Below are 24,284 nucleotides of genomic sequence, written 5' to 3'. Positions count from 1 at the left end.
ATGAAGCGCTATACGGTCGGGATCGACCTCGGCACGAGCAATACGGTCGTCGCATACGTCGAGGCCGGTTCCGACGCGATCCGCGTGTTCGACGTCGAGCAACTGGGCGGCCCCGGTGCGGTGGCCGCGCAGCCGCTGCTGCCGTCGGTGCGCTATCACCCGGCGGCGGGCGAGCTGCCGCCGGACGCGCTGCGGTTGCCGTGGGCGGCCGATTCGAAGGCTGGTTCGAAGACGGGTTCGAAGGCTGATCCGTTGGCCAACGCGAATGCGGCCGGTGCACTGCCGGCCGTGATCGGTCGCTATGCACGCACGCTCGGCGCCCAGGTGCCGGGCCGGCTCGTGACGAGCGCGAAGAGCTGGCTGTCGCACGCGTCGGTCGACCGGCTCGCGGCGATCTTGCCGTGGGGCGCGGCCGACGGCGTCGACAAGGTGTCGCCGGTCGACGCGAGCGCGAGCTATCTCGCACACGTGCGTGCCGCGTGGGACGCACGCTTTCCCGATGCGCCGCTCGCGAAGCAGGACGTCATCCTGACGGTGCCTGCGTCGTTCGACGACGGCGCGCGCGCGTTGACGGTCGAGGCCGCCAAACGCGCGAAACTGCCGGCGCTGCGGTTGCTGGAAGAACCGCAGGCCGCGTTCTACGACTGGCTGTACGGCCAGCGCGCGTCGCTGCGCGACACGTTCGCCGCGGCGCGGCGCGTGCTGATCTGCGACGTCGGCGGCGGCACGACCGACCTCACGCTCGTCGATGTCGCGCCCGGCGACGACGGCGAGCCGACCTTCACGCGCGTGGGCGTCGGCAATCACCTGATGCTCGGCGGCGACAACATGGACCTCGCGCTCGCGCGCCTGGTCGAGTCGCGGCTGACCGAGCCCGGCGCGCGGCTGTCCGCAGCGAGCCTGTCGCAGCTCGTCGAGCGTTGCCGGGCCGCGAAGGAGCGGCTGCTCGGCGACGATGCGCCTGAATCCGTCAACGTCACGCTGCTCGGCGCGGGCAGCAAGCTCGTCGGCGGCGCACGTTCGGCCGAGCTGACGCGGCAGGAAGTCGAGCAGATCGTCGTCGACGGTTTCTTCCCGCAGGTCGAAGCCGGCGAACTGCCGCGCCGTGCGCGCGCCGCGATCGTCGAATTCGGGCTGCCGTATGCGAGCGACGCGGCCGTCACGCGGCACGTCGCCGCGTTCCTGAACCAGCATGCGGAAGGCCCGCTGCCCGACACGCTGCTGCTCAACGGTGGCGTGTTCCGTGCGGGCGCGCTCGCCGGCCGTCTCGCGCAGACGCTCGGCGCGTGGCGCGGCGCGCCGCTCGACGTGCTGCACAACGCGCATCCGGACGTGGCGGTCGCGCGCGGCGCGGTGGCCTACGGGCTCGCGCGCGCCGGGCATGCGCCGCGTATCGGCGGCGGATCCGCGCGCAGCTATTTCCTCGTGCTCGACGATGGCGCCGAAGGCGCGGCCGCGCGCGGCGTGTGCCTGCTGCCGCGCGGCGCGGAGGAGGGCCACGAGATCCGGCTCGACGATCGCACCTTCGCGCTGCAGCTCGGGCAGCCGGTGCGTTTCCACCTCGTGTCGACGGTGGCTGACACCACGTACCGGCCCGGCGATCTCGTCGATCTCGACGGCGGCGATTTCGTGCGGCTGCCACCGATCGCGACGGTCGTCGACGCGAAGGCGGGCGGCGACGCACGCGAAACGCCGGTGAAGCTCACCGCGTCGCTGACCGAGGTCGGCACGCTCGAAATGCACTGCATCGCGACCGACGATGTGTCGCGCCGCTGGCGGCTCGAATTCCAGTTGCGCGGCGATGCGCCCGCGCAGGGCGACGACGCTGCGCTCGCGCGGCATCCGCGGCTCGACCAGGCACTCGAACTGATCGAGCGCTCGTTCGGCAGCAAGGCCGCCGGCGTCACGCCGAAAGACACACGCCGGTTGCGCGCGCAGCTCGAACAGGTGCTCGGCGCTCGGGAAGAGTGGGACGTTGCGCTCGCGCGTGAATTGTTCGATGCGTTGCTCGCGCGCGCGCGGCGGCGCCGGCGCTCGGCCGATCACGAACGTGCGTGGCTGAACCTCGCCGGCTATTGTCTGCGCCCGGGGTTCGGCCATCCGCTCGATGCATGGCGCATCGAGCAGCTGTGGCCGCTGTTCGACGACGGGATCCAGTATGTGACCGACGCTCAGGTGTGGTCCGAGTGGTGGACGTTGTGGCGGCGCGTGGCCGGCGGCCTCGACGACGATGCGCAGACCCAGGTGCGTGACGCGATCGCATTCCTCGAACCGACCGACGACAAGCGGCGCAAGCTGCCGTTCGATCCGGGCAAGGTCGGGCCGGCGGATATGACGCGGCTGTCCGCGTCGCTCGAACGACTGCCCGTCGAGCGCAAGGTCGAGCTGGCCGAGCGGCTGATCGCGCAATTGCAGAAGCCGGGCGAACGTGCGCTGTGTGCGTGGGCACTTGGGCGCATCGGCGCGCGCCGGCCGTTCTACGGCAGCGCGCACGGCGTCGTGCCGGCGGAAGTCGCCAATGGCTGGCTCGATGCGCTGTTCGCGCTCGACTGGAAACAGGTCGAACCGGCCGCGTTCGCGGCTGCTCAGATTGCGCGGATGACCGGAGACCGTTCGCGCGACCTGCCGGACGACACACGCGAGGCCGTGATCAAGCGCCTGTCGGCTGCGAATGCATCGGCGGCGTGGATCGACATGGTGCGCGAGGCGATTGCGTTCGACGAAGCCGACACGGTGCGCGTGTTCGGCGAAACGCTGCCGGCGGGATTGAAGCTGCTCGCCGGGTGACGGACGTCACGGAACGGATGCTCCGGCCTCGTTCGCAGGACGAAGCATCCGGTTGTGTCGGTCAATGCGCGGCGTGTTCGCCGTTTCCTTCAGGCAGGCGAAACCGCTTCGCGCTGCCGTTCCACCGATTCGATTTCCGATACATCGCGCGCGGCCGAACGCCGCGCCAGATGAATCCCCGCGAGCATGCAACGCACCGATCCGCCGGCCAGTTCGATCGTCGGCACGTCGAGCGGCAGCAGCCGTGCGGACCGCTCGATCACGATGCGCTGATCGCGCGTGAGACAGTCGAACGCACGTCGCGACAACGCGAGCACACGCCCTTCCTTGCCCGACAATTCCAGCGTATTGCCCGCGAAGTTCGCGATCTGCGACGCATCGAGCGCGATCACCGTGCGTCCCGTTTCGGCCAGCCGTTGCGCGATTTCTTCACGACGGCGGCTGTCGGCAATGAGTTCGAGGCCGACCATCGCGAACTCGGTCGCGACGCTCATCATCACGTTCGTGTGATAGATCGGTCGCCCGTCGGCGTCGGCCGTATCGAAGCAGATCGGCTCGAAATTGAAGTTCGTGCAGAAGCGTTCGAGCGCGACCGGATCGGCACGGCGCGAACGCGCGGTGTAGGCGATCCGCGCGACGTGGTCGAGCACCATCGCGCCGGTGCCTTCGAGGAACACGTCGTCGTATTCGAGGCCCGAGTAGTCGATCACGTCCTGCACGCGATATTCGGCCTTCAGCATCTCGACGATGTCGGCGCGCCGCTCGCGACGCCGGTTCGCGCTGAACATCGGATACAGCGCGACGTGGCCGCCCGGGTGCGTCGAGAACCAGTTGTTCGGGAACACGGAGTCGGGCGTGTCACGCTCGCCGTGGTCGTCGAACACGTGCACACGCACGCCTGCATCGGCGAGCGTCTGCGCGGCGGCCGTGACTTCGTCGCGCGCGGCGGCGGACACGGATGCCGCGCCGTGCGCGCCTTCCGCGGCGGACGTGCGCTGGAACGCGTTGTCGGCCGCGGTCTGCGGGTTCGGCAGGAAGCGGTGCGGCCGGATCATCACGACGGCGGCCGGCGCCTGGATCGATACGAGATTCATGGAAGGCGGGAGCGAAAGGCAGCGGGGCCGGGCGGCGCCTGGGCCGCCCGGGGATGACGGTCAGCGTGCGAGCGCGGCGACGGCTTCTGTCGCGTACGCCGCGTGACCCTGCGCGATCGCGGCCGGGTCGTCGATCAGCGCGAACAGGTTCTTCGGGTCGACGGCCGGCGGAATCAGCGCGATCTCGACGCCCGCGTTGTGCTGCTGCGCGAGCGCATACAGGTAGCGCAACGCAGAGTAATCCTCGAGCGCGAAACCGACCGAGTCGAACACCGTGACTTCGTCCGCGCGTTCGCGGCCGGTCGTCTCGCCCTGCAGCACGCGCCACAGCTCGGTGACGGGGAAGTCGGCCGGCATCTGCTGGATCTCGCCCTCGATGCGCGATTGCGGCTCGAATTCGACGAACACGCGGCCCGCATGCAGCACGCCCGCCTCGAGTTCGGTCTTGCCCGGGCAATCGCCGCCCACGGCGTTCAGATGCATGCCGGGTTCGATCATGTCGGCCGTGACGATCGTCGCGTACGCCTTGTCGGCGGTGACGGTCGTCACGATGTCGGCGCCGCGCACGGCGTCGGCGGTCGACGCGGCGCGCACCACGCGCAACGTGGGATACGCGGCGAGGTTCTGCACGAGCTTGTCGGTCGCGTGCGGATCGACGTCGAACACGCGGATTTCGTCGATGCCGAGCAGCGTATGGAACGCGATCGCCTGGAATTCGCTCTGCGCGCCGTTGCCGATCAGCGCCATCGTGCGTGAATCGGGGCGGGCGAGGGCTTGCGCGGCGAGCACCGACGTGGCGGCCGTGCGCAGCGCGGTGGTCAGCGTGAGTTCGGCGAGCAGCAGCGGGTAGCCGGTATCGACTTCGGCGAGCGCGCCGAACGCCATCACCGTGTGCATCCCGCGCGCGGCGTTGACGGGGTGGCCGTTCACGTACTTGAACGCGAACAGCGACGCGTTCGCGACGGGCATCAGTTCGATCACGCCGTCGCGCGAGTGGCACGCGACGCGCGGCGACTTGTCGAAGTCGGCCCACTGCAGGTAATCGGCGCGCAGCGTGTCGACGAGCTCGCTGAGGAACGTCGTGACGCCGGTTTTGGCGATCAGTCGGGCGGTGGCGGGAACGTCGAGGAAGCGGGTCATGCGTCTGTCTCCAGTTTTCTCAGTGCCGGTACGGGTGTCCCTGGCGTTCTGGTCGACCGGGCGATGCCCGGGCGCGCGTCCCGGCTTCCTGGAAAGCGGCGGCGTGGCCTGTCGCGCCGGTCGATAGAGTCATTATTTCCGCGAGTCGAGCCAACAAAAAGACGGCAAAAGTGGCAGATTTATCGATAGACTTGGCAAACTGCTTGCCACATATGGCAATTTGATCAGGTTGCACGCGCCGGAATGCCAGGGTTCCGGCACGCTGCGGCCGGTTCACGTTCAACAGGAAGGCTTGTTCATGATCACGCTCGACGACGTCGACCGGCAGCTCATCGCGCTGCTGCGCGACAACGCGCGACTGCCCGTCGTCGCGCTGGCGAAGGAATTGCGCGTCGCGCGCGCGACCGTGCAGAACCGGCTGACGCGGCTGGAGAAGAACGGCGTGATCGTCGGCTATACGGTGCGGCTCAAGCCGGCGGCGGAACGGCACCGGATCCGCGCGCTGATGTCGATCGCCGTGCAGGGCAATCGCGGCGCGGAAGTGGTGAAGGTGCTGCGCGGGCATCCGAACATCGCGTCGATCCACAGCACCAACGGGCGCTGGGATCTCGTCGCCGAGCTGCATGCCGATTCGCTCGAGCACTTCGATCGCGTGCTCGGCGCGATCCGTCTGATCGACGGGATCGCGAATACCGAGACGAGTATTTTGCTGTCGACGCACAAGGCGTGACGCGGGCAGGCGGCGCCTGCGCTCAGGTTTGCCCAGGCGTCAGGCGCTGGCCGCCGGCTCCGGAAACACCGGCTCGCCCAGCGTCAGCATCAGCCGGTTCGCCCACGCGAAGATCGCGACCGCGTGCGACAGATCGAGAATCTCCTCATGCGTCAGCCCTTCGGCTTCCAGTGCGGCGATATCGCTCGCATCGACCGCATCGGGCCGCTCCGTCAGCGCAATCGCATAGCGAATGATCGCCCGTTCGCGCGCCGTCGTGCCGGCCGTCGCCGGATCGTCGAACACCTGCTCGATCGCGTCGGTGCGTTTCACGAGCTGCGTAAAGCGCTGCGCATGCACGGACGCGCAGTACACGCAGCCGTTCACGCGCGACACGGCCGTGCTCGCCAGTTCTCGCTCCGCAGCGCGTGCGGCGCGGGATCGCGGCCGTGCCCGAGGCGCGGCGGCTGTTCGGCGACATGAGCGTGCGCGAGAACCTGCTGATGGGCGCGTACACGCGTAGCGACCGCACGGCGGTAGCGGAGGACTGCGAGCGCGTGCTCGACCTGTTTCCGCGCGTGCGCGAGCGGCTGACGCAGCGCGCGGGCACGCTGTCGGGCGGCGAGCAGCAGATGCTCGCGATGGCTCGGGCGCTGATGGCGCGGCCGAAGCTGATCTGCATGGACGAGCCGACGATGGGGCTGTCGCCGCTCTACGTCGACAAGGTGCTCGAGCTGATAGACGCGATCAACCGGCAGGGGGTGACCGTGTTCATGGTCGAGCAGAACGCGAGCCTCGCGCTGGAGATCGCGCACTACGGGTACGTGCTGCAGACGGGGCGCGTCGTGCTCGAAGGGCCTGCGAAGGCGCTGCTCGACGACGAGCGCGTGCGCGATGCATATCTCGGCGGGGAGGCGGTGGCGGCGTAGCGGGCGGGGCGGGCGTAGCGAAAAAACGCGATGCACGCCGGATTGTCAGGTAGATTGGCGCTCAGTCGCCATCACCGCCACCGGGAGCGCCGCACCATGTTGACCTATTCCGTTCAGAAAGTCGGCTACGCATTCGAGCAACTGGATCCGCAGGGCGCGACGGATTACGCGTCGTTCATGCAGGCGTTCGACGCGTTCCCGTGGGCGGCGCAGCATGCCGAATGGGACGACACGCAGGACGGCCCGTTGCCGGCGCTCGTGCTGCAGCATGCCGACGATCGGCGGGAGCTGTGGGTGACCGCGCTGAGCGATGCGCATGCGGACGGCTTCCAGCTGAATGCCGTCTCGATGCGGATGAAGAAGGGGTTGTTCGGGATCGGCAAGGGCAAGCTGGAGCAGCACGTCGATACGATCGACGTCAGGAAGCGCACCGACGTCGACACGTTGTGCCGGCTGTTCTGCGATCGTCAGTACGACGAGCTGGACCGGGCGGTGGCGCAGCACGTGGAGCGCAATCGCTTCGAAGACGGCAGCGACGATTGAGCGCCAACTGCGCACGCGCCTGAACCGGCGCGATCCGTCGACTCATGCGTGCTCTATGACGCTTCCACCGTCCGCGGAAACGTCAACACCACCGCAAACCCGCCTGCCTCGGGAAACGCGAACCCGACGCGCCCGCCGTGCGCCTTCATCACTTCCTGCACGATCGCGAGCCCGAGTCCCGACCCGGTGCGCCGCTCGCTGCCGTCCGGCGAGATCCGCACGAAGGGTTGCAGCGCGGCATCCCAGTGCTCGCGTGGAATCCCGCGGCCGTTGTCGGTGACGGTCAGCGTCACCGCATCGTCGGCGTTGCCCTGCGTCGCGACCGACACGACGATATCGTCCGCATGCCCATGCAGCAGCGCGTTGTGCAGCACGTTCGACAGCGCTTCCTGCAGGCTGATCGCGTCGCCGTCGATCCACGCGAGCGGCGCGTCGCTCGCGAACGCGACGGCCACGTCGCGCTCGCCGGCGAGCGGAATCGTGCGGCCCAGGACCTCTTTCGCGAGCGCGACGAGGTCGACCGGTTGCAGCGGCACGGCCTCGGTGCGATGAATCACCATCGCATGATTGAGCAGCTGGCCGGTGAGCCGGCCGACGTCCGAAGAGGTCGCACGCAACGCATCGAGCCGCGCCGCGTGACGCGCCGGGTCTGATTCGCCGTCGAGCAGTTCGATCTGCGCGTCGAGCCGCGCGAGCGGCGTGCGCATCTGGTGCGCGGCATCGGCGATGAAGCGCTGCATCGCGTTGATCCGCTCGGCGAGGCGGTGCATCAGCCCGTTGATCGACCCGATGATCGCGTCGATCTCGCTCGGCGTGTCGACGACCACCGGCCGCAGGTCGGCCGGGTCGCGCGCGGCGATGATCGTGCCGATCTGCGCGAGCGGGCGCAGCCCGCGCCGGATCGCGAGGCCGCTCGCGCCGATCGCGAGCACGCTCATCAGCAGGATCAGCGTCCATACCTTGATGCTCATGTCGTTCGTCAGCTGCTGGCGTGCATTGGTTGTCTGCGCAACCGTCACGAGCGCCCAGCCCGGCGTGCTTTCCTCGGGCATGTAGCGCGCGATCGTCGCGGTGCGCACCCGGTGCCCCTGGTAGACGGCATTCGCGAACGCGGGGCCCTGTTTCGCGGCAGCGAGCGTCGCGGGGCTCGCGAGATCGTTGTAGCCGGCCACGACGATGCCGCGCGAATCGACCACCTTGTAGTAGACGAGGTCGTAGCGCGACAGCGTCGACAGCGCGGCCACCGGCGGATTCAGCGCGAGTACGCCGCCTTGCACGTAGAGGTTTTCCGCGACCTGGATCGATGCGCCCGCAAGCAACTGGTCGTACGCGCGTTCGGCCGCGACGCCTGCGTAGTAGCGCGCGATCGCCGCGAGCGCGAGCGCGCCGGTCGCGACGACGAGCGCGATGAAGAGCAGCGTGCGCCCGAACAGCGTCTTCGGGAACCAGTCAGTGCGCCGCAATCTGATACCCCATTCCGCGCGCGGTACGGATTTCGACCGAGCTGCCCTGCAGCTTCTTGCGCACGCGTGTCACGTACTGCTCGACCGCGTTCGTGGTCGGCTCGTTGCCGAAGCTGAACAGCTGGTTCAGCAGTTCGTCCTTCGAGAAGATCCGCTGCGGGCGGCTCGCGAGGATTTCGAGCAGCGCGAATTCCTGGCGCGACAGCGACAGCGGCCGGCCGTCGAGTTCCGTGAGGCGGCTGCTGCGGTCGATCACGAGGCCGCCGAGCGTCAGCACGTCGTTCGCGTGGCCGCTGTTGCGGCGCAGAAGTGCCTGCACGCGCGCATCGAGCTCGCGGTAGTCGAACGGCTTCACCAGGTAGTCGTCGGCGCCGAGGCCGAGGCCGCTCACGCGGTCGTCGATCGCCGAGCGCGCTGTGACGAGCAGCACGGGCGTCGTGCTGCCCGACGCGCGCAGGTGGCGCAGCACCGTGAAGCCGTCCATGCCGGGCAGGTTCGCGTCGAGCACGACGAGGTCGAAGCGCTCGACGCGCAGCAGCCCGTGCGCGGTCGCGCCGTCGGCTTCGAGATCGACGGCATGGCCGAGCCGCGCCAGGCGGTTGCGGATCGCCGCGCCGATTTCGGCATCGTCCTCCACGACGAGAATGCGCATGGTGCCGTTTCGCAGGTGGGTGGGTTAGGGGTTTTCCCGGGGCCGGGATGTCAGCATTTTCTCAGACTCGGTCGATAACCTGTGTCGAGCCGGATGCAGCACGCAAGGACGGCATTAATACCAGAAATATTCAAGGAGACGGCAACATGCAGCATGTCACGGGCACGACGAACGCGCGGCATGGCGCGACGCGGGCCTTCGCACGGCCGTTCGCCGTCCGTCGCACGGCGGCACGTGCATGACGACGTCGCCGCGCCGCCGCGCATTGATCGCTGCCGGCCTCGGCGTGCTCGCCGCGCCAGCGCTCGTGCGCGCGAAGCCGCGCGCGGTGCGGATTTCCAAAGGCTATGGCGTGCTGTATCTGCCGCTGCTCGTGATGGAGAAGCAGCGGCTGTTCGAGCGGCACGCGGCGCGCCACGGCGTGCGCGACGTCGCGGTCGACTGGGTGCTGCTCGACGGCGGCAATTCCGTCAACGACGCGATGATGGCCGGCACGCTCGATTTCGCGGGCGCCGGCGCACCGGGTTTCATCGAGCTGTGGGCGCGGGCGCGCGGCATTCCGAACGTCGAGGTGATCGGTATCAGCGGGCTGTCGACCACGTCGCTGTCGCTGAACGCGAACCGGCCGGGGCTCGTGTCGCTGCGCGACTTCACGCCGGCCGACCGGATCGCGGTGCCGGGCATCCGCACGTCGCTGTCGGCGGTGGTGCTGCAGATGGTCGCGAGCCGGCAGCTCGGCCCGAAGCATTTCGCGCAGCTCGATTCGATCACCGTGAACCTGCCGCATCCACAGGCGATGCAGGCGCTGATCCGCCGCGAGAACGGCGTCACCGCGCACTTCACGTCGCCGCCGTTCTCGACGCTCGAGCTGCGGCAGCCGGGCATCCACCGCGTCGTGAATTCGGTCGACGTGCTCGGCCCGATGACGCTCGACGTCGTGTTCGCGCCGAAGCGGCTCGTCGATACGGAGCCCGCGCTGGCCATCGCGTTTCTCGGCGCACTCGACGAAGCGAACCGGCTGATCGCGCAGGACCCGCGCGCGGCGGCGGCACTCTATGCGTCGTCGTCGGGTGTCGGCGTGTCGCACGATGACGTGATGCGGATGCTCGCCGCACCGGACACGCGCTTCTCGGTGCTGCCGAACCAACTGATGGACTACGTCGAATTCCTGTACCTCGCCGGCACGATCAAGGCGAAGCCGCGTGCGTGGCACGAGATGTTCGCGCCGATGCTCGACGACTACCGGTCGCGCTGACGCCGCCGCGCACTTTCATCGAAACACCTCGCGCCCGTGCGTTCGCCGCGCACGGAGCCGATTCAACCGACAAGCAACCGCCATGCAACCGTTTCACGCAAGGAGCCTCAAGTGAACGCCACTGAAACCCTGGACCCCGCGTCCGCCGAAGAGCAGCGCATCATGTCGAAGATGGCGCGGCGCCTGATGCCCATCCTCGTCGTGATGTTCCTGATCGCGTTCATCGACCGGCAGAACGTCGGCTTCGCGAAGCTGCAGATGGTGCACAGCCTCGGGATGACGGAAGCCGCGTTCGGGCTCGCGTCGTCGCTGTTCTTCATCGGCTACCTGCTGTTCGAGGTGCCGAGTACGCTCGCGCTGCATCGCTACGGCGCGCGCGTATGGCTCGCGCGGATCATGCTGACGTGGGGGCTCATCACGGTGCTGATGGGCTTCACGACGTCGATGCCCGCGTTTTGCGCGCTGCGCTTCGTGCTCGGCATCGCCGAAGCCGGCTTCTATCCGGGCGTGATCTATTACCTGACGCTGTGGTTTCCGCAGAGCTATCGCGCGAAGGTGCTCGGCATCTTCACGCTCGGCAGCGCGCTCGCGAACATGCTCGGCTCGCTGGTCGGCGGCGTGCTGCTGAGCCTGAACGGCGTGTGGGGGCTCGCGGGCTGGCAGTGGGTGTTCGTGGCGACGGGCATCCCGGCGGTGATCGTCGCGATCGTCGTGTTCCGCGTGCTGCCCGCGTCGGTGCGCGACGCACGTTTCCTCGACGACCGCGAGAAGCAGATCGTCGAGGCCGCGCTCGAACGCGAGAAGCCTGCGCAGGCCGAGCATGGGCGGCCGTGGAAGGCGCTGCTCGATCCGCGCGTGATGCTGTTCGCGGCGACCTACATGCTGATGTCGACGTCGCTGTACGGCGTGACGTACTGGCTGCCGACGCTCGTGAAGTCGTTCGGCGTGTCGAGCAGCACGAACGGATTCCTGAGCATGCTGCCGTGGGCGCTCGCGGTGGTGCTGCTGGTATGGCTGCCGGCGAAACTGCGCCGCGCGAAGAGCATCCTGCGCACGATCGCGATCGTCGCGGCGCTCGGCGCGCTCGGCTTCCTGCTGAGCCTCGTGCTGCCGTCGACGCCGCTGCGCTTCATCGCACTGGTGCTCGGCGGCGCATGCATCCCGCTGCTGTATCCGTGCTTCTGGTCGATGCCGCCGCGCTACTTCACCGGCGCGCGGGCGGCGGCGAGCGTCGCGGCGATCAACTCGATCGGCAACCTCGGCGGCTTCTTCAGCCAGAACCTGATGCCGTTTGCCGGCAAGGTGACGGGCACCGCGTTCGGGCCGATGATCGTGCCGATCGTGTGTCTCGCGCTGCTCGGGATCGGCGCGCTGGTCGCGTGGACGCGGTCGGAACGGGGGATGGTGGCGGCGCGGGCGTGAGGGTGCGCGGCGTGCCGGCGCGCGGCGTTACCGCTTCATCAACTGGTTCCCGACGACCGTGAAGTTGGCTGAAGCGTGCGTGTTCGACAGCAGGTATTCGAGCGCGTGGATGTCGGGGCGGTCGTCGTGAAATGCCTGTCGCCGTCGAAGATGAAGTTCCATGTAATGATGCCGCGGCTGGTGCCGGGATCGTCCACGTGAATCTCCTTCAGCGATGCGAGGGGAGCGGCGGCGCATCATCGCGGCACCCACCCGCACCACCACCTTCGCCGGGTGCCTACCCGCGCGCGCCCCCATCCCCGCCATGCGCGATCGTCACCTGCGCAGGCGACAGCGGAATCTCCACCTCGACCGTCGTCCCTTCGCCGAGCGTCGTCGTGATCCGCAGCGTGCCGCCGACGAGATACGCGCGCTCGCGCAACCCGACCAGCCCGAACGATCCCGACTTGCGCGGCACGCCGGGATCGAACCCCGCGCCGTCGTCGCGAATCGTCAGTTCGATCGCATTGCTCGCATGCACGAGTTCGACGTTCGCATGCGACGCGGCCGCGTGCCGCGCGACGTTCGCGAGCGCTTCCTGCGCGATCCGGAACACCGCCGTCGCGTAAGGCTCGTCGAGCTGCAGCTCGGGCGGATCGACGTGCAACGTGCATTCGATGCCGTGACGGTGCCGGAAATCCTCCACGAGCCACTGCATCGCCGCGGCGAAGCCGAGATCGTCGAGCATCAGCGGGCGCAGGTCCGACGCGATGCGGCGCGTCGCGGCCACTGCGCCGCGCGCCAGCGCGTGCATCGCCGCGATCTTGCGTGCCAGCTGCGCATCGTCCTGCGGCACGCGGTCGATCAGCCATTCGAGATCGTTCTTCAGCGTCGCGAGCGTCTGCGCGAGTTCGTCATGCAGCTCGCGTGCAATGCGGCGCTGCTCGGCTTCGCGTGCGCTCGCGCTGATCGCGGCGATCTCGCGCAACTCCTCGCGCGACGCCTGCAACGCCCGCTCGGCACGCACGCGGTCCTCGACTTCGCGACGCAGGTCGCGGTTCGACGCGCTCAGTTGCGCGGTGCGCGCGGCGACGCGCTGTTCGAGCCGTTCGTTCGCGTCGTTCAGTTGCGCGCTCTTCTGCACGACGAGCAGATGCTGGTAGCGCGCACCGGCCAGCGCGCGGACCGTCTGCGCATGCAGCCGGCCGTTCTCGAACAGCATCGCGAACAGCACGACGCCGGACGCGACGAGACCGTACGCGCGTCCCGCGTAGAAGCCGAGGTCGTAGCGCCCGTGATTCAGCATCGACGACAGCGCGATGTCGAACAGCCACGCGACGAGCACCGTCATGACCCACAGGTCGAGCACGGAATGGCGCCGCCGCCGCTGCCACATCAGCATCAGCGCGATCAGATTCAGCCCCCAGACGACCGTGATCGCGTTCGTCATCGTCGCGGCCATCCGGTTGCCGTTCATGATGCGCGGCAGCAGGTCGTGGCCGGCCGTGGCAAGCAGCGCGAGCGCGACCGTCGCGCCGACGGCGGCCGCAATGCACAGCCCGATGGGAATCGCCGCGCGGCGCTGCGGGGCCGGGATCGGGCTCGGCGCACGCGACTTCGCGCGCAGCAGCGCATACGCGGCGACCGCCAGCGGAAAGCCGCTGTGCCAGAACAGGTACAACCAGGCGGTGGTCTGGTCGCCGGCGCCGAGCAGGCCGGTCGGCGCGAACAGCCCGGGAAAGGTCAGCATGTGGGTGCCGGCCATGAAGCCCGTGAACAGGTAGCCGCCCGCGAGCACGAGCAGTGGCCGCTGGCGCAGGATCGCGTACTGGCCGAGCAGCAGGCCGGCGGTCACCATGTCGTTGACGACGATTGCCGACTGGTACACGGGGATGAACGCCCAGCCCGGCGCAAGCGGCTTGCCCGCGAACGGTGCAAGCACGGCGAAGATCACGGCGGAGATGAGCACGGTCGCGAGCGCGAACCGCCGTTCGCGCCGGCCCGGCGGCAGCGACGACATGAACAGGCGCGACGCGTCCGTGTCGTCGTCGTCCGGGGGCGAGGGCGGGAAGCGGAAGGCGGCGGTCATGCGTCGCCGCCGGGGTCGAGTTCGTGGCGCACCGCGTAGCGGACCAGCGCGGCTTCGTGCGGCAGCTCCATCTTCTCGAGGATCCGTGTCTTGTACGTGCTGACCGTCTTCGCGCTGAGCGCGAGTTCGGTCGCGATCTGCGTGACGGTCTGGCCCGCGACGATGCGGCGCATCACGTCGAACTCGCGCGCGGACAGCCGCTCGTGCGGCAGCGTCGCGGCCGGTGTGCGCAGCGTGAGCGCGAGGCTCTCGGCCGCCGACGGGCTCACGTAGACGCCGCCCGCGGCCACCTTGCCGACCGCCTCGACGAGCTCGGCGGTCGCGCTGTCCTTCGTCAGGTAGCCGGTCGCGCCGGCCTTGAACGCGCGCGCCGCGTACTGCGCCTCCGCATGCATCGTCAGCACGAGCGTGCGCAGCGACGGCGCGTGGCGTTTCACCAGCCGGATCAGCTCGATGCCGGTCGGTGCGGGCATCGACAGGTCGAGCAGCAGCACATCGGCGGCGCCGCGCTCGACCAGCGCAAGCGTGGCCGAGCCGTCGCTCGCCTCGCCGACGATTTCGAAACCGCCTGCCGTTTCCAGGATGTGACGCAGTCCGTCCCGCATGACTGCATGATCGTCAGCCAGAATTACCCTGATCATCTAGCGATCCTCTTCGGGATGACACCGCGCCCTGCTGTCCGGTAGTCGCCGCGGCCGTTCTTCTGACCAATATATTCCGCCGAATCCGAAAACGGTACACATCCGGGAAATTTTCGAGATAGCCGAGCAGGGAATGTGTACTGGAACGAAATAATCCCAGGAAAAAAGTACGCGGCAGAGCAGGCGGGAATCAGGGTATTCCCTGAATATTATCGAGACCTGGAAAGGGCGGCGCGTCGCGTCGCGAGCCACCCCGCGAACCGCCCCGATTCGGGACTAAACTGGTGCCCGATGCCACTACAACTGTTCCCGGGAGCCCCGTGATGATCGATCTTGCCGATATCCTGCCGTCCGCACTGCCCGCAGCCGTCGCGTGGGCCGAAGCCGAGGCGGCGCGCGGGATCGCGCAGGGTGCGCCGCTGACGCCCGGGCAAGCCGACGATGCGCGCACGGTGGGCGTCGCGCAGCCGGAGCGGATCCGCGTCGTGATCGTCGACCGCATGCCGTTCCCCGAGGTGCCGTCGCTGGCCGCGATCGCCCGCGACACGGGGCTCCTGGCGCCGGGGACGATCGGGCTCACGCTCGGCCATGCGGTGTATGTGCTGCGCGGGCAGGACACGCGCCGCCTGCTGACCCACGAATTCCGCCACGTGCATCAGTACGAGGCCGCCGGTTCGATCGGCGCGTTTCTCGCGCGCTATCTGCAGGAGATCGCAACGGTCGGCTACCACGACGCGCCGCTCGAGGCCGACGCGCGGCAGCACGAGTTCGATTGACCTGCCCCGCCGGCGCGACCGCGCGCACCGCCCGATGAACATTCACGATGCCACCACCGACCTGGTGTTCGCACACCGGGGCGCCCCGCCGAGGCGCGTGCGATGAGCGGCACGATCCACGCGTGGATCGGCGCGATCAGCGCGCATCCGCTGCTCGTGCTCGCGATCGTGTTCGTGGCGGCGTGCGCGGAGGCGATCGCGTTGATCGGCACGGTCGTGCCGGCCGGCGCCGTGATGTTCGCGGCCGGTGCGCTGATCGGCGCGGGCGCGCTCGACGGCTGGACGACCATCGGTGTCGCGGCGGTCGGCGCCGTGATCGGCGACGGGATCAGCTACGAACTCGGGCGGCACTATCGCGGCGTGATCCGCAACGCATGGGCGCGCTTCGGCTACTCGGCCGCGTTCGCGCGCGGCGAGGAGTTCGTGCTGCGCCATGGCATGAAGAGCATCGTGCTCGCGCGTTTTCTTGCGCCGGTGCGCGCGGTCGTGCCGGTCGTCGTTGGCTGCGCGACGCTGCCGCGCCGGTCGTTCTATCCGGTCAACGTCGTCTCGGCGCTCATCTGGGCGCCCGTGCACGTCGCACCGGGCATCCTGTTCGGGGCGTCGGCCGCGCTGGCCGCGGCGATCAGCGTGCGGGTCGCCGTGATCCTGATGGTCGTCGCGGCGCTGGTCGCGCTCGTGTGGCTCGGCGTGCGCGTCGCATTGCGACGCGGCTGGCCGCTGCTGCGCCGTGCGCTCGTCGAAGGCGTGCACGCCTGCGCGCGCCGCTGGCCGCGCTTCGGCGCGCGGCTGCACGACGCGATCGCTTATGCGCGCGGCCTGCCGGGCGCGGTGCCGGTGCTTGCGCTGCTGTTCATCGGCTGCGTGTGGCTGTTCGCGGGCCTCGTGCAGGATGTCGTCGCGAACGATCCGCTGATGCACGCGGACATCGCGCTGTATGCGTTCCTGCAGAACCTGCGCACGCCACCGGTGGACGCCGCGATGCGCGCGCTTGCCGTGCTGCACGGGCACGATACGGGGCTGATCGTCGCGGCCGCGTTTCTGGTCTGGCTGATGATCCATCGCTGCTGGCTGACGGCTGCGTGGTGGCTCGTGACGGTCGGCGTCGCCGTCGTGCTCGTGCCGGTGTTCGGCGCGGGCCCACCCGGTGCGACGCCCGCGAGCCTGCCGCCCGGTGCGCTGCACGTACCGCTGCCCGATGCCGAAGCGGCGTTCGCGATGCTCGCGAGCAGCGCCCTCGGCTGGGTGCTCGCGCGCGACCGGCCCGCGCGGTGGCGGATCCCGGTCGTGACGGCGGTGGTGTTGTGGATCGTGCTCGGCGGCTTCGCGCGGCTGTATGTGGGCGACACATGGCTGTCGGGCCTGCTGGGCGGCTGGAGCCTCGGGCTCGCCTGGTTCGCGCTGCTGGCCGGCGCTTATGCGTACTGGCGCGTGCGCGAGCACGTGCAGCCGAGGGGCGCGCTCGTCGCGGTGATGGTGGTGCTCGCGACGGCCGGCGTGTGGACGGTGCCCGCGCAATGGCAACTCGACCGCGCGGCGCGCCCGCATGTCGGCGACGTGGTCGCGATGACCGTCGACCAGTGGCTGCGCGGCGGGTGGCAGCGCGTGCCGGTGCGGCGCACCGAGATCGGCGGCGACCGCGAGGAATATCTGCCGCTGCAATGGAGCGCGACGTCGGACACGCTCGACCGGCATCTCGCACAGGCCGGCTGGCAGCGCGCGACGCCGTGGTCGCCGGCCACCGCGCTGCGCTGGCTGCTGCCGCAGGCGCCGGCCGATGCGCTGCCGGTACTGCCGCGCTACACGCACGGCGAAAGCACGCGCCGCGTGTTCGTCCGCGTCGATCCGGGACAGCCGGAAAGCCGCCTCGTGCTGCGGCTGTGGCGTTATCCGTACGTGCTGCAGGACGCGCTCGGCATGCGGCCGCTGTGGTACGGCGCGCTGTATCGCGAAACGCTGCACCGGCCGGCAAGGCTGATGACGGTCGTGCGCACGACGACGATCGACGATGCGGCGACGATTGCGAAGGCGCTGGCGGTCGAGCCGGCGATCGAGCATCCGCCGGCGGGGATGACGAACGCGCCGGCGGAGATGCTGCTGGTGTGGATGGTTCGGCCGTGAAGGGAACGTCAGTTGGGGAGATGCGGCGATGAGGGGAGGTTGATCGCCTCCGTGATCGCATGCAGTACGAGCAGGGCGGCAGTGTGGCTATCGGGATGGCCGAGCGATTCCGTCGCGACCCTCGCATAGGCCGCAACAAGGTTAGAGTCCGCATGTAATTCGGCGACTTCCGCGTCGTGATGCGATACGGCGTTTTTGGGTTGAATCATGGTTGATCCGTTGATGGTGCCCGGTGGGACAGGGCTTAGCGAATGGCCTTTGACGTCGGCGTCACGCTCGAATCGCTACACAAGCGCTCGCATCCTCCGTCGCATATCGGCACCAGCGTTACGGCAATTTGATTGAGTGAGGGATGTCCGTCGTTGCCGACATCAGGGTGCTTGATGGTCCTCGTATCTACCCAGATGTTCCGTTCGCGGATGCCCAACTGGATCAGGTAGGCTTTCAGCGCAACAGCGCGCAGTTGCGCCAGGGTGGCTGGATTCCGCTCCCCCACGTAACCCCCTGCGTAGACGATTCCGCGGATGTCGACGTCCGGCCAACTGCGGGCCTCCAGAACCATTTCAGCGATCCTTAACCGAGCCGTGTTGGGGATGTCGATGGAGTTCAGTGGCAACGAATCTGCCATGTCCGCCGAAATGGTGCAGGCGTATGTAAGCGGCGCTGCGGCGAATATTGAAAGCGCGAACAGGGTTGCGGAGAGAACATGTCGCATCACGCGAGTTCCTTATTCGTCGAAGCCGACGTAGCACGCCAGACTGTCCGCGTTGCGAATGGCATTGTCGGGGTTGGATTGCGCCCAGAAGCTTAGCCCGATTGAGACGCCATACATCTCGTCTGTCGAGTCGAACACGTCCGTGAAATGCGTGCATTCGTGAATGAGCGTGAGCAGTTGACAGCCGCGCCAGCGTTGCGCGGGCGGTGACGTGCAGAAGTGTGAATAGATCGCAATGATACGTTTTTCGGAATCGGGCTTACATACCGCAGCGTCGGTGTGTCCGTTGTCCGGGAATACAGTGCACGTGATGTTTTGTTGTTTCTGCTTATCCCACCTGATGACGTTCTCCGGCTTGAGCGATTGCATGACATCCAGCAGCTTTGGCATTCCGATTCGAAGGGTATCGCGCGTCACCTTGTCGCTTCGGCCGAACCACTTGCGCACGCGCAACTGTTCAGTCTCGTCCCATCTTCCCAGTCCGGCAACACGATCCTGAATCAAAGGGATGGCCATGTCGCGAAGTCGGGCGATCGATGCCCGGAATGTCTTGTTCGACATGTTTTGGCATATTGGTGTTAGGTCTAGTTCGATATCCCTGACTGATCCCGCTGTCGTGTTGGTAGAAACCGTACCGATCGGCTCCCAACCGTCGTCGTACATCGATTCCGTATTGTCGTTGCACATTCGTTATTGCCCCCGGTATATCTTGATTTCTATTGCGTCGTGACCGGATGTCTCGACTCGACATGTCAGTCCTTGTCCATCGGTGCATCCTTCAACAAGCCGACCTGACGAATCCATGATCCGATATCGGATGTTTGCGAGAGGCCGTCCGGAGAATCGATCGATCAATCGGATCTGTTCGTCGTGAATCGACGATGTCGGCGTTGCGGAGCGCCGACGCGGGGCACTCGACTCAGCAGGGTGTGTGCGTCCCGAGGACTCCAGAAATATCCCGGGGTCGTTGCCTGCGATGACGCGATTTTTCTTGCATGGGCAAGCTACCCAGTCACCGTCGACAACTACGTTTCGGCCGTTTTCGGAGAAACTCTCTCCGGAAGCAATAATTTCGAAGTTGCCGTCACAATTCCCGCATGTCGCCTTGTCTCCGCTCAATGCGACTCTCTTTTCATTGTCGTAGATCGTCGAAGAAGTCGCGATGACGAAGCCTCGCGTTGTCGTCGGATCGTTATCCCTGACTGCGGCCTTGATCATAGCCCCTCCCTTTATTGATACCTGTTACCACACGGCCAGTACCGGGAAGGAGGCCCACCAGGTTGATGGTAGCGAGTGTCTTCCGACCGTGAAAAAGGCGGAGACGAGCGCTCTTTCTGCTTCTCATCCCGTCGTGTGTTCAATTGATTTGGGATGCTGATGATAAGATCGAAACGTCTCGAGAGGTCGTGTTATTGAGATGGGTTGGGGTAGATTGTTGCCAATTGTCAGCGCGACCAGAGAGGCATGAACAACATGCAATCGGTGTGGTTTCAGTCAATTTTGACCGGGACGTAACTGGTTTTTTGAAGCGACCGAGGTAGACATATCTGTCTGGCCCCCGACCGCTTGTTCCATTAACTTCTTCTTTATCCCAATGCCACCCGCTGCGCCGCAAACCCCGCCAGCGTCCGCAGCGCATCGCGTGCCGACCGCAGATAAAACGCCTGCAGATGAAACACGTGCCAGCGCGCCGCATGAATCTCCAGCCGGCACGGCACGCCACAGGCCTGCGCATGACGGGCCAGCCGCTGCGCATCCGACAGCAGGACCTCCTGGTCGCCGGCCTGGACGAGCATCGGCGGCAGGCCGCGCAGGTCGGTGTCGAGCGGGCCGCGGGCCGCCACTGAACCGGCGCCGTGATACCAGCGCAGCCCTTGTTCGAGCCAGCCGCGGCGGATCATCGGATCGTCGTGACGGCGCGTAGCCAGCGTCGCGCCGCCGAGCGCGGGATCGGTCACGGGCGAGATCAGCAGCAGCGCGGCGGCAGCCGGCTCGCCGCGCTCGCGCAGCGCAATGGCCAGTGCCAGCGCCAGCGCACCGCCGGCCGAATCGCCGGCGATCACGATCCGGTGCGGCGCATGGCCCTGCGCGCGCATGGCATCGTAGACGGCCAGTGCATCGTCGAGCGCGGCCGGGCTCGGATGCTCGGGGGCCAGCCGGTAATCGGGCACCCACACCGGCAGGCCGGCCTCGTTCGCGAGCCGCGTCGTCACGCCGCGATGCGTGTGCGGGCCGCCGAGACAGAATGCGCCGCCGTGCAGGTAGAGGATCGCGCCGCCCGTGTCGCCGCGTTTCGGCGCGACCACTTCGACCGGCACGCGGTGCGCGGACGTGCGGTAGCGCAGCGTGCCGCTCGTGCCCGGCATCAGCGGCGACAGCAGCGCAACGACACGGCGCTGCATGCGCGCGCCGAACGGCGGCCCGATCAGCGGCCGGAAGGCCACCCGCAGGAAGCCGCGCAGCGATGCGGCCGTGAGGGCCTCCAGCCGCCCGGCGGGCGGCGCGATCACCACGTCGCGCGCCGGTGCGACCGACCCGGGCAGCGGATGCGTGAAGCGGTAAGCGGACATCCCGGTGAAGCGCGTGATCCACCGGTAGGTCAGCGTGAAGCCCGGCCAGTTCGTGCTGTTGTGACCCGACGCATCGACGTACCAGCTTTTGCAGCTGTTCCACACCGAACCTTCGAGCCGTTGCTGCACATGCACGTTGAAGCGCCGGTAGCGGCGCGCGTCGACGTCGATCTCGCGCGCACCGTCGCGCCGCATCGCACGCACGCAGCGCATCACGTGCGCGATCTGGCTTTCGAGCATGTACACGATCGAGTTATGGCCGAGGTTGGTGTTCGGGCCGTACAGCATGAAGAAGTTCGGAAAGCCGGGCACGGTGAGCCCGAGATACGCCTGCGCACCGCGCCGCCACGCGTCGTTCAGGTCGAGCCCGTCGCGGCCCGTGATGCGCATCGGCGACAGGAACTCGGTCGCGGCGAAACCCGTGCCGTACACGATCGCGTCGACCGGATGGTGCATGCCGTCGGCGGTCTCGATGCCGCCCTCCGTCACGCGCCGGATCGGCTGCGTGACGAGTTCGACGTTGTCGCGGCTCATCGCGGCAAGGTAGTCGCTCGACAGCAGGATGCGCTTGCAGCCGATCGGGTAGTCGGGGGTGAGCCGCGCACGCAACGCGGGGTCCGGCACGTCGCGCGCGAGCAGCGCGTGGAACGGCCGGCCGACCGCGATCTTCATCAACGTGTGCAGGCGCGTGAACGCGATCGCGCGCGATTCATAGCGCAGGTAGATCGAGGCGCGATGCAGCTTCATCGCCCACGGCAACCGGCGGAACAGCGCTTTCTCCCACGGGCGGTACGCGCGGTCGGGGCGCGGCATCACATAGGCCGGCGAACGCTGGAATACGACCAGCTGCTTCACGTCGCCCGCGATCGCCGGGACGAACTGGATCGCCGACGCGCCGGTGCCCACGACCGCCACGCGCTTGCCGGCTAGCGAATAGTCGTGATCCCAGTGCGCGGAGTGGAATGCGCGGCCGCGAAACGTGTCGATGCCGGGCAGGTCGGGCATCGCGGGGCGGCTCAACTGCCCGGTGCCGCTGACGAGCACGGCGGCGCTGAGCGTCGTGCCGTCGGCGAGCGTGACGCGCCACAGCGCGGCGGCTTCGTCGTAGCGGGCGTGCGCGACCTCGGCGCCGAAACGCAGGTAGCGTGCGAGCCCGTACTTGCGCGCGCAATGCTGCAGGTACGCATGGATTTCGGGCTGCGGCGCGAACACGCGCGACCACGCCGGATTGGGCTCGAACGAAAACGAGTACAGGTGCGAGGGCACGTCGCAGGCGGCGCCCGGGTAGCGGTTGTCGCGCCATACGCCGCCGACATCGTGCGAGCGTTCGACGATCGTGAAGTCGTGGATGCCGGCGCGTTGCAGCGCGATCGCCATGCCGATACCGGCGAAGCCGGCGCCGATGATGATCGCCGAGAGCGGGGCGGCGGAGCCGGCGGCGCGAGCGGTATCAGGCGACAACATGGCGGGTCTCCTCCGGCTGGACGGCATCGTGTGCGGCATGCACGGCAGGAGCGGTGTCGCGATCCGTCGCAATCCTGACGGTTTCGTCTCGCGGCTGTACCGACGTGCGGCACACGCCGCGGATCAGGTCGACGGCCTTCTCGGCGATCATGATCGTCGGCGCGTTGGTGTTGCCGCCGATGAGTGTCGGCATCACCGACGCATCGACGATGCGCAGCCCCTGGAGGCCGTGCACGCGCAGTTGCGGATCGACGACGGCGAGCGCGTCGTGCCCCATCCGGCACGTGCCGACCGGGTGATACACGGTGTCGGTGCGTCGCCGCAGCACGTCGCGGATTTCGTCGTCGGTGTCGACGTTCGCGGTGAACAGGTCGCGCGTGGTCCAGCCGGCGAGCGCCGGCGCTTCCATCAGCCGTCGTGTGAGGCGGAAGCCCGCGACCATGTCGTCGAGGTCGCGCGGGTCGTCGAAGAACGCGGGATCGATGCGCGGCGCCGCGAGCGGATCGGCGCTGTTCAGCGTGACCGAGCCGCGGCTGCGCGGGCGCAGCAGGCACACGTGGCACGACAGCCCGTGGCCGGCGTGCAGCTTGCGCGCGTGATCGTCGACGAGCGCGACGACGAAGTGCAGCTGGATGTCCGGCGCGTCGAGCTCGGCGCGCGTCTTCAGGAAGCCGCCGCCTTCCGCGAAATTCGACGTCAGCATCCCGCGCCGTTCGCGGCGAAAACGTGCCAGCTCGCGCAACATGCGCAGGCCGCCGCCCACGGACACGCCCATCGTGTCGACGCTGCGCGTGCGGTAGCCGAAGATGAAATCCGGATGATCCTGCAGGTTGCGGCCGACGCCGGGCAGATCGGCGTGCACGGCGATGCCCTGTTGCTGGAGCGCGCGGCCCGGGCCGACACCCGACAGCATCAGCAACTGCGGTGTTTGCAAGGCGCCGGCCGCGAGCACGACTTCACGCCGCGCGCGCAGCGTGCGGACCTCGCCGCGCTGCCGCACCTCGACGCCGATCGCGCGCGTGCCGTCGAACAGGATGCGCAGCACCTGCGCGTGCGTCTCGACCGTCAGGTTGTCGCGGCGGCCGACGTGCGGCAGCAGGTACGCGCGCGCCGCGCTCCACCGTTCGCCGTGCTTCTGCGTGACCTGGTAGATGCCGATGCCTTCCTGCTGCGCGCCGTTGAAATCGTCGGTGAGCGGCAGGCCGGCCTGCTGCGCGGCCTCGAGGTAGCGCGCATGGAACGGGTTGCCGGTGCGCAGGTCGCTCACCCACAGCGGGCCGTCGCGGCCGTGCCACGCATCGTCGAAGCGCTCGTTGTGCTCGCTCAGGCGGAAGTACGGCAGGACGTCGTCGTAGCCCCAGCCTTCGTTGCCGAGCGCGGCCCAGCCGTCGTAGTCGACGCGATGGCCGCGGATATAGACCATCGCGTTGATGGCCGACGAACCGCCCAGCACCTTGCCGCGCGGCTGGTAGCCGATGCGCCCGCCGAGGCCCGGCTGCGGCACCGTGTCGAAGGCCCAGTTGTTGATGCGGGTCGGCATCATCGCGACCGCGCCGGTCGGCACGTTGACGAGCGTGCCGTCGCCGCGGCCGCCGGCCTCGAGCACGCAGACGGTCACGGCCGGGTCCTCGGTCAGCCGCCCGGCGACGACGCTGCCGCCCGAACCGCCGCCCACGACGATGTAGTCGAAAGTCTTGCTCATGGATTCGTTCTCCGATGGTCGAAGGATCAAGCGGGGCGCGGCAGCGTGCACGGGCGGCCGGTGTGTGCCAGGCGGGGCGCGAGTGGCGGCGCGGGGGCGCGGGCGAACGTGGTGAATTCGGCGCGCCGGCATGTGAAGCAGGCTGCGGGATCGGTCGGGCGACTCGGTCGCATGGTGTCTCCTCCGGAGGGCGATGGCGTCGTTCGGGCGACGACTGGATGACGCCGATGGTG

Annotated in this window: 20 protein-coding genes and 2 pseudogenes; 8 read left to right on the top strand and 14 right to left on the bottom strand. The window is 68.2% G+C overall.

Going from position 1 to position 24,284, the window contains the following annotated elements; genetic code table 11:
• Window positions 1–2,787, top strand: coding sequence for an Hsp70 family protein (locus tag C5O79_RS21155; RefSeq protein WP_131931671.1), 2,787 nt, complete (start codon window positions 1–3; stop codon window positions 2,785–2,787).
• An 89-nt stretch (window positions 2,788–2,876) separates the two neighbouring features.
• Here the strand turns inward: C5O79_RS21155 and C5O79_RS21150 are convergent, their stop codons facing one another.
• Both C5O79_RS21150 and C5O79_RS21145 read right to left on the bottom strand, forming a co-directional pair.
• Complete coding sequence (locus C5O79_RS21150) at window positions 2,877–3,881, bottom strand: arginine deiminase-related protein (protein WP_122474948.1); 1,005 nt, start codon at window positions 3,879–3,881, stop codon at window positions 2,877–2,879.
• A gap of 60 nt (window positions 3,882–3,941) precedes the next feature.
• Window positions 3,942–5,021, bottom strand: coding sequence for an ornithine cyclodeaminase (locus tag C5O79_RS21145; protein WP_046549294.1), 1,080 nt, complete (start codon window positions 5,019–5,021; stop codon window positions 3,942–3,944).
• Window positions 5,022–5,319: 298 nt separating this feature from the next.
• Between C5O79_RS21145 and C5O79_RS21140 the strand changes: the two genes are divergently transcribed.
• Complete coding sequence (locus C5O79_RS21140) at window positions 5,320–5,751, top strand: Lrp/AsnC family transcriptional regulator (protein WP_046549556.1); 432 nt, start codon at window positions 5,320–5,322, stop codon at window positions 5,749–5,751.
• A 39-nt stretch (window positions 5,752–5,790) separates the two neighbouring features.
• Here C5O79_RS21140 and C5O79_RS21135 read toward each other — a convergent pair.
• Window positions 5,791–6,153, bottom strand: a pseudogene (locus C5O79_RS21135) (peroxidase-related enzyme); the annotation flags it as partial.
• On the opposite strand from C5O79_RS21135, the pseudogene C5O79_RS21130 reads away from it, so the two are divergent.
• Both C5O79_RS21130 and C5O79_RS21125 read left to right on the top strand, forming a co-directional pair.
• Window positions 6,150–6,659 (top strand): annotated as a pseudogene (locus C5O79_RS21130) (ATP-binding cassette domain-containing protein); the annotation flags it as partial. The pseudogenes C5O79_RS21135 and C5O79_RS21130 overlap by 4 nt on opposite strands.
• Before the next feature lie 96 nt (window positions 6,660–6,755).
• Complete coding sequence (locus C5O79_RS21125) at window positions 6,756–7,202, top strand: hypothetical protein (RefSeq protein ID WP_122474950.1); 447 nt, start codon at window positions 6,756–6,758, stop codon at window positions 7,200–7,202.
• Between the two features lie 53 nt (window positions 7,203–7,255).
• Here the strand turns inward: C5O79_RS21125 and C5O79_RS21120 are convergent, their stop codons facing one another.
• Together C5O79_RS21120 and C5O79_RS21115 are read right to left on the bottom strand one after the other, a co-directional pair.
• Window positions 7,256–8,665 carry a sensor histidine kinase gene (locus C5O79_RS21120; protein WP_131931669.1) on the bottom strand — a complete coding sequence of 470 codons (1,410 nt, stop codon included), beginning with the start codon at window positions 8,663–8,665 and terminating at the stop codon, window positions 7,256–7,258.
• Entirely contained in the window at window positions 8,652–9,317 is a 666-nt protein-coding gene (locus C5O79_RS21115; protein WP_131931666.1) for a response regulator transcription factor, read from the bottom strand. Before C5O79_RS21115 ends, C5O79_RS21120 begins: the two co-directional genes overlap by 14 nt.
• A gap of 238 nt (window positions 9,318–9,555) precedes the next feature.
• Between C5O79_RS21115 and C5O79_RS21110 the strand changes: the two genes are divergently transcribed.
• Entirely contained in the window at window positions 9,556–10,572 is a 1,017-nt protein-coding gene (locus C5O79_RS21110) for an ABC transporter substrate-binding protein (protein WP_046549298.1), read from the top strand.
• A 111-nt stretch (window positions 10,573–10,683) separates the two neighbouring features.
• On the top strand, window positions 10,684–11,994 hold the full coding sequence (locus tag C5O79_RS21105; protein ID WP_122474952.1) for an MFS transporter: 1,311 nt from the start codon (window positions 10,684–10,686) through the stop codon (window positions 11,992–11,994).
• A gap of 27 nt (window positions 11,995–12,021) precedes the next feature.
• On the opposite strand, the gene C5O79_RS38830 is transcribed toward C5O79_RS21105, so the two are convergent.
• The 3 genes from C5O79_RS38830 to C5O79_RS21095 all read right to left on the bottom strand — a co-directional run bounded on the left by C5O79_RS38830 (window position 12,022) and on the right by C5O79_RS21095 (window position 14,703).
• Window positions 12,022–12,156 carry a hypothetical protein gene (locus C5O79_RS38830; RefSeq protein WP_276321193.1) on the bottom strand — a complete coding sequence of 45 codons (135 nt, stop codon included), beginning with the start codon at window positions 12,154–12,156 and terminating at the stop codon, window positions 12,022–12,024.
• Between the two features lie 115 nt (window positions 12,157–12,271).
• Window positions 12,272–14,062, bottom strand: a complete 1,791-nt coding sequence (locus C5O79_RS21100) for a sensor histidine kinase (RefSeq protein ID WP_046549299.1) — start codon at window positions 14,060–14,062, stop codon at window positions 12,272–12,274.
• Window positions 14,059–14,703, bottom strand: a complete 645-nt coding sequence (locus tag C5O79_RS21095; protein WP_039354556.1) for a response regulator transcription factor — start codon at window positions 14,701–14,703, stop codon at window positions 14,059–14,061. The genes C5O79_RS21100 and C5O79_RS21095 overlap by 4 nt, the downstream gene beginning before the upstream one ends.
• A 323-nt stretch (window positions 14,704–15,026) precedes the next feature.
• Here C5O79_RS21095 and C5O79_RS21085 point away from each other — a divergent pair, with 323 nt between their 5' ends.
• Both C5O79_RS21085 and C5O79_RS21080 read left to right on the top strand, forming a co-directional pair.
• Window positions 15,027–15,479, top strand: a complete 453-nt coding sequence (locus C5O79_RS21085) for a hypothetical protein (RefSeq protein WP_039354559.1) — start codon at window positions 15,027–15,029, stop codon at window positions 15,477–15,479.
• 102 nt (window positions 15,480–15,581) lie between these two features.
• Window positions 15,582–17,600: an LssY C-terminal domain-containing protein gene (locus C5O79_RS21080; RefSeq protein ID WP_131931664.1), complete on the top strand. Its 2,019-nt coding sequence runs from the start codon at window positions 15,582–15,584 to the stop codon at window positions 17,598–17,600.
• Window positions 17,601–17,608: 8 nt separating this feature from the next.
• Here C5O79_RS21080 and C5O79_RS21075 read toward each other — a convergent pair whose 3' ends face one another.
• The 6 genes from C5O79_RS21075 to C5O79_RS21050 all read right to left on the bottom strand — a co-directional run bounded on the left by C5O79_RS21075 (window position 17,609) and on the right by C5O79_RS21050 (window position 24,051).
• Complete coding sequence (locus C5O79_RS21075) at window positions 17,609–17,809, bottom strand: hypothetical protein (protein WP_124493545.1); 201 nt, start codon at window positions 17,807–17,809, stop codon at window positions 17,609–17,611.
• A gap of 35 nt (window positions 17,810–17,844) precedes the next feature.
• Window positions 17,845–18,315, bottom strand: coding sequence for a hypothetical protein (locus tag C5O79_RS21070; RefSeq protein WP_122474954.1), 471 nt, complete (start codon window positions 18,313–18,315; stop codon window positions 17,845–17,847).
• A 12-nt stretch (window positions 18,316–18,327) separates the two neighbouring features.
• Window positions 18,328–18,876, bottom strand: coding sequence for a M35 family metallo-endopeptidase (locus tag C5O79_RS21065; protein WP_240687915.1), 549 nt, complete (start codon window positions 18,874–18,876; stop codon window positions 18,328–18,330).
• Window positions 18,877–19,005: 129 nt separating this feature from the next.
• Window positions 19,006–19,533, bottom strand: coding sequence for a PAAR domain-containing protein (locus tag C5O79_RS21060; RefSeq protein WP_124493548.1), 528 nt, complete (start codon window positions 19,531–19,533; stop codon window positions 19,006–19,008).
• Between the two features lie 368 nt (window positions 19,534–19,901).
• Window positions 19,902–22,349: an alpha/beta hydrolase fold domain-containing protein gene (locus C5O79_RS21055; protein ID WP_131931661.1), complete on the bottom strand. Its 2,448-nt coding sequence runs from the start codon at window positions 22,347–22,349 to the stop codon at window positions 19,902–19,904.
• Window positions 22,336–24,051 carry a choline dehydrogenase gene (locus tag C5O79_RS21050; RefSeq protein WP_131931659.1) on the bottom strand — a complete coding sequence of 572 codons (1,716 nt, stop codon included), beginning with the start codon at window positions 24,049–24,051 and terminating at the stop codon, window positions 22,336–22,338. Before C5O79_RS21050 ends, C5O79_RS21055 begins: the two co-directional genes overlap by 14 nt.
• Window positions 24,052–24,284 lie beyond the last annotated feature (233 nt).

It is taken from the genome of Burkholderia sp. SRS-25 (assembly GCF_004343765.1).
GTDB classification, from domain to species: Bacteria; Pseudomonadota; Gammaproteobacteria; order Burkholderiales; family Burkholderiaceae; genus Burkholderia; species Burkholderia contaminans.
This window is presented reverse-complemented; position numbering and strand designations above follow the sequence as displayed.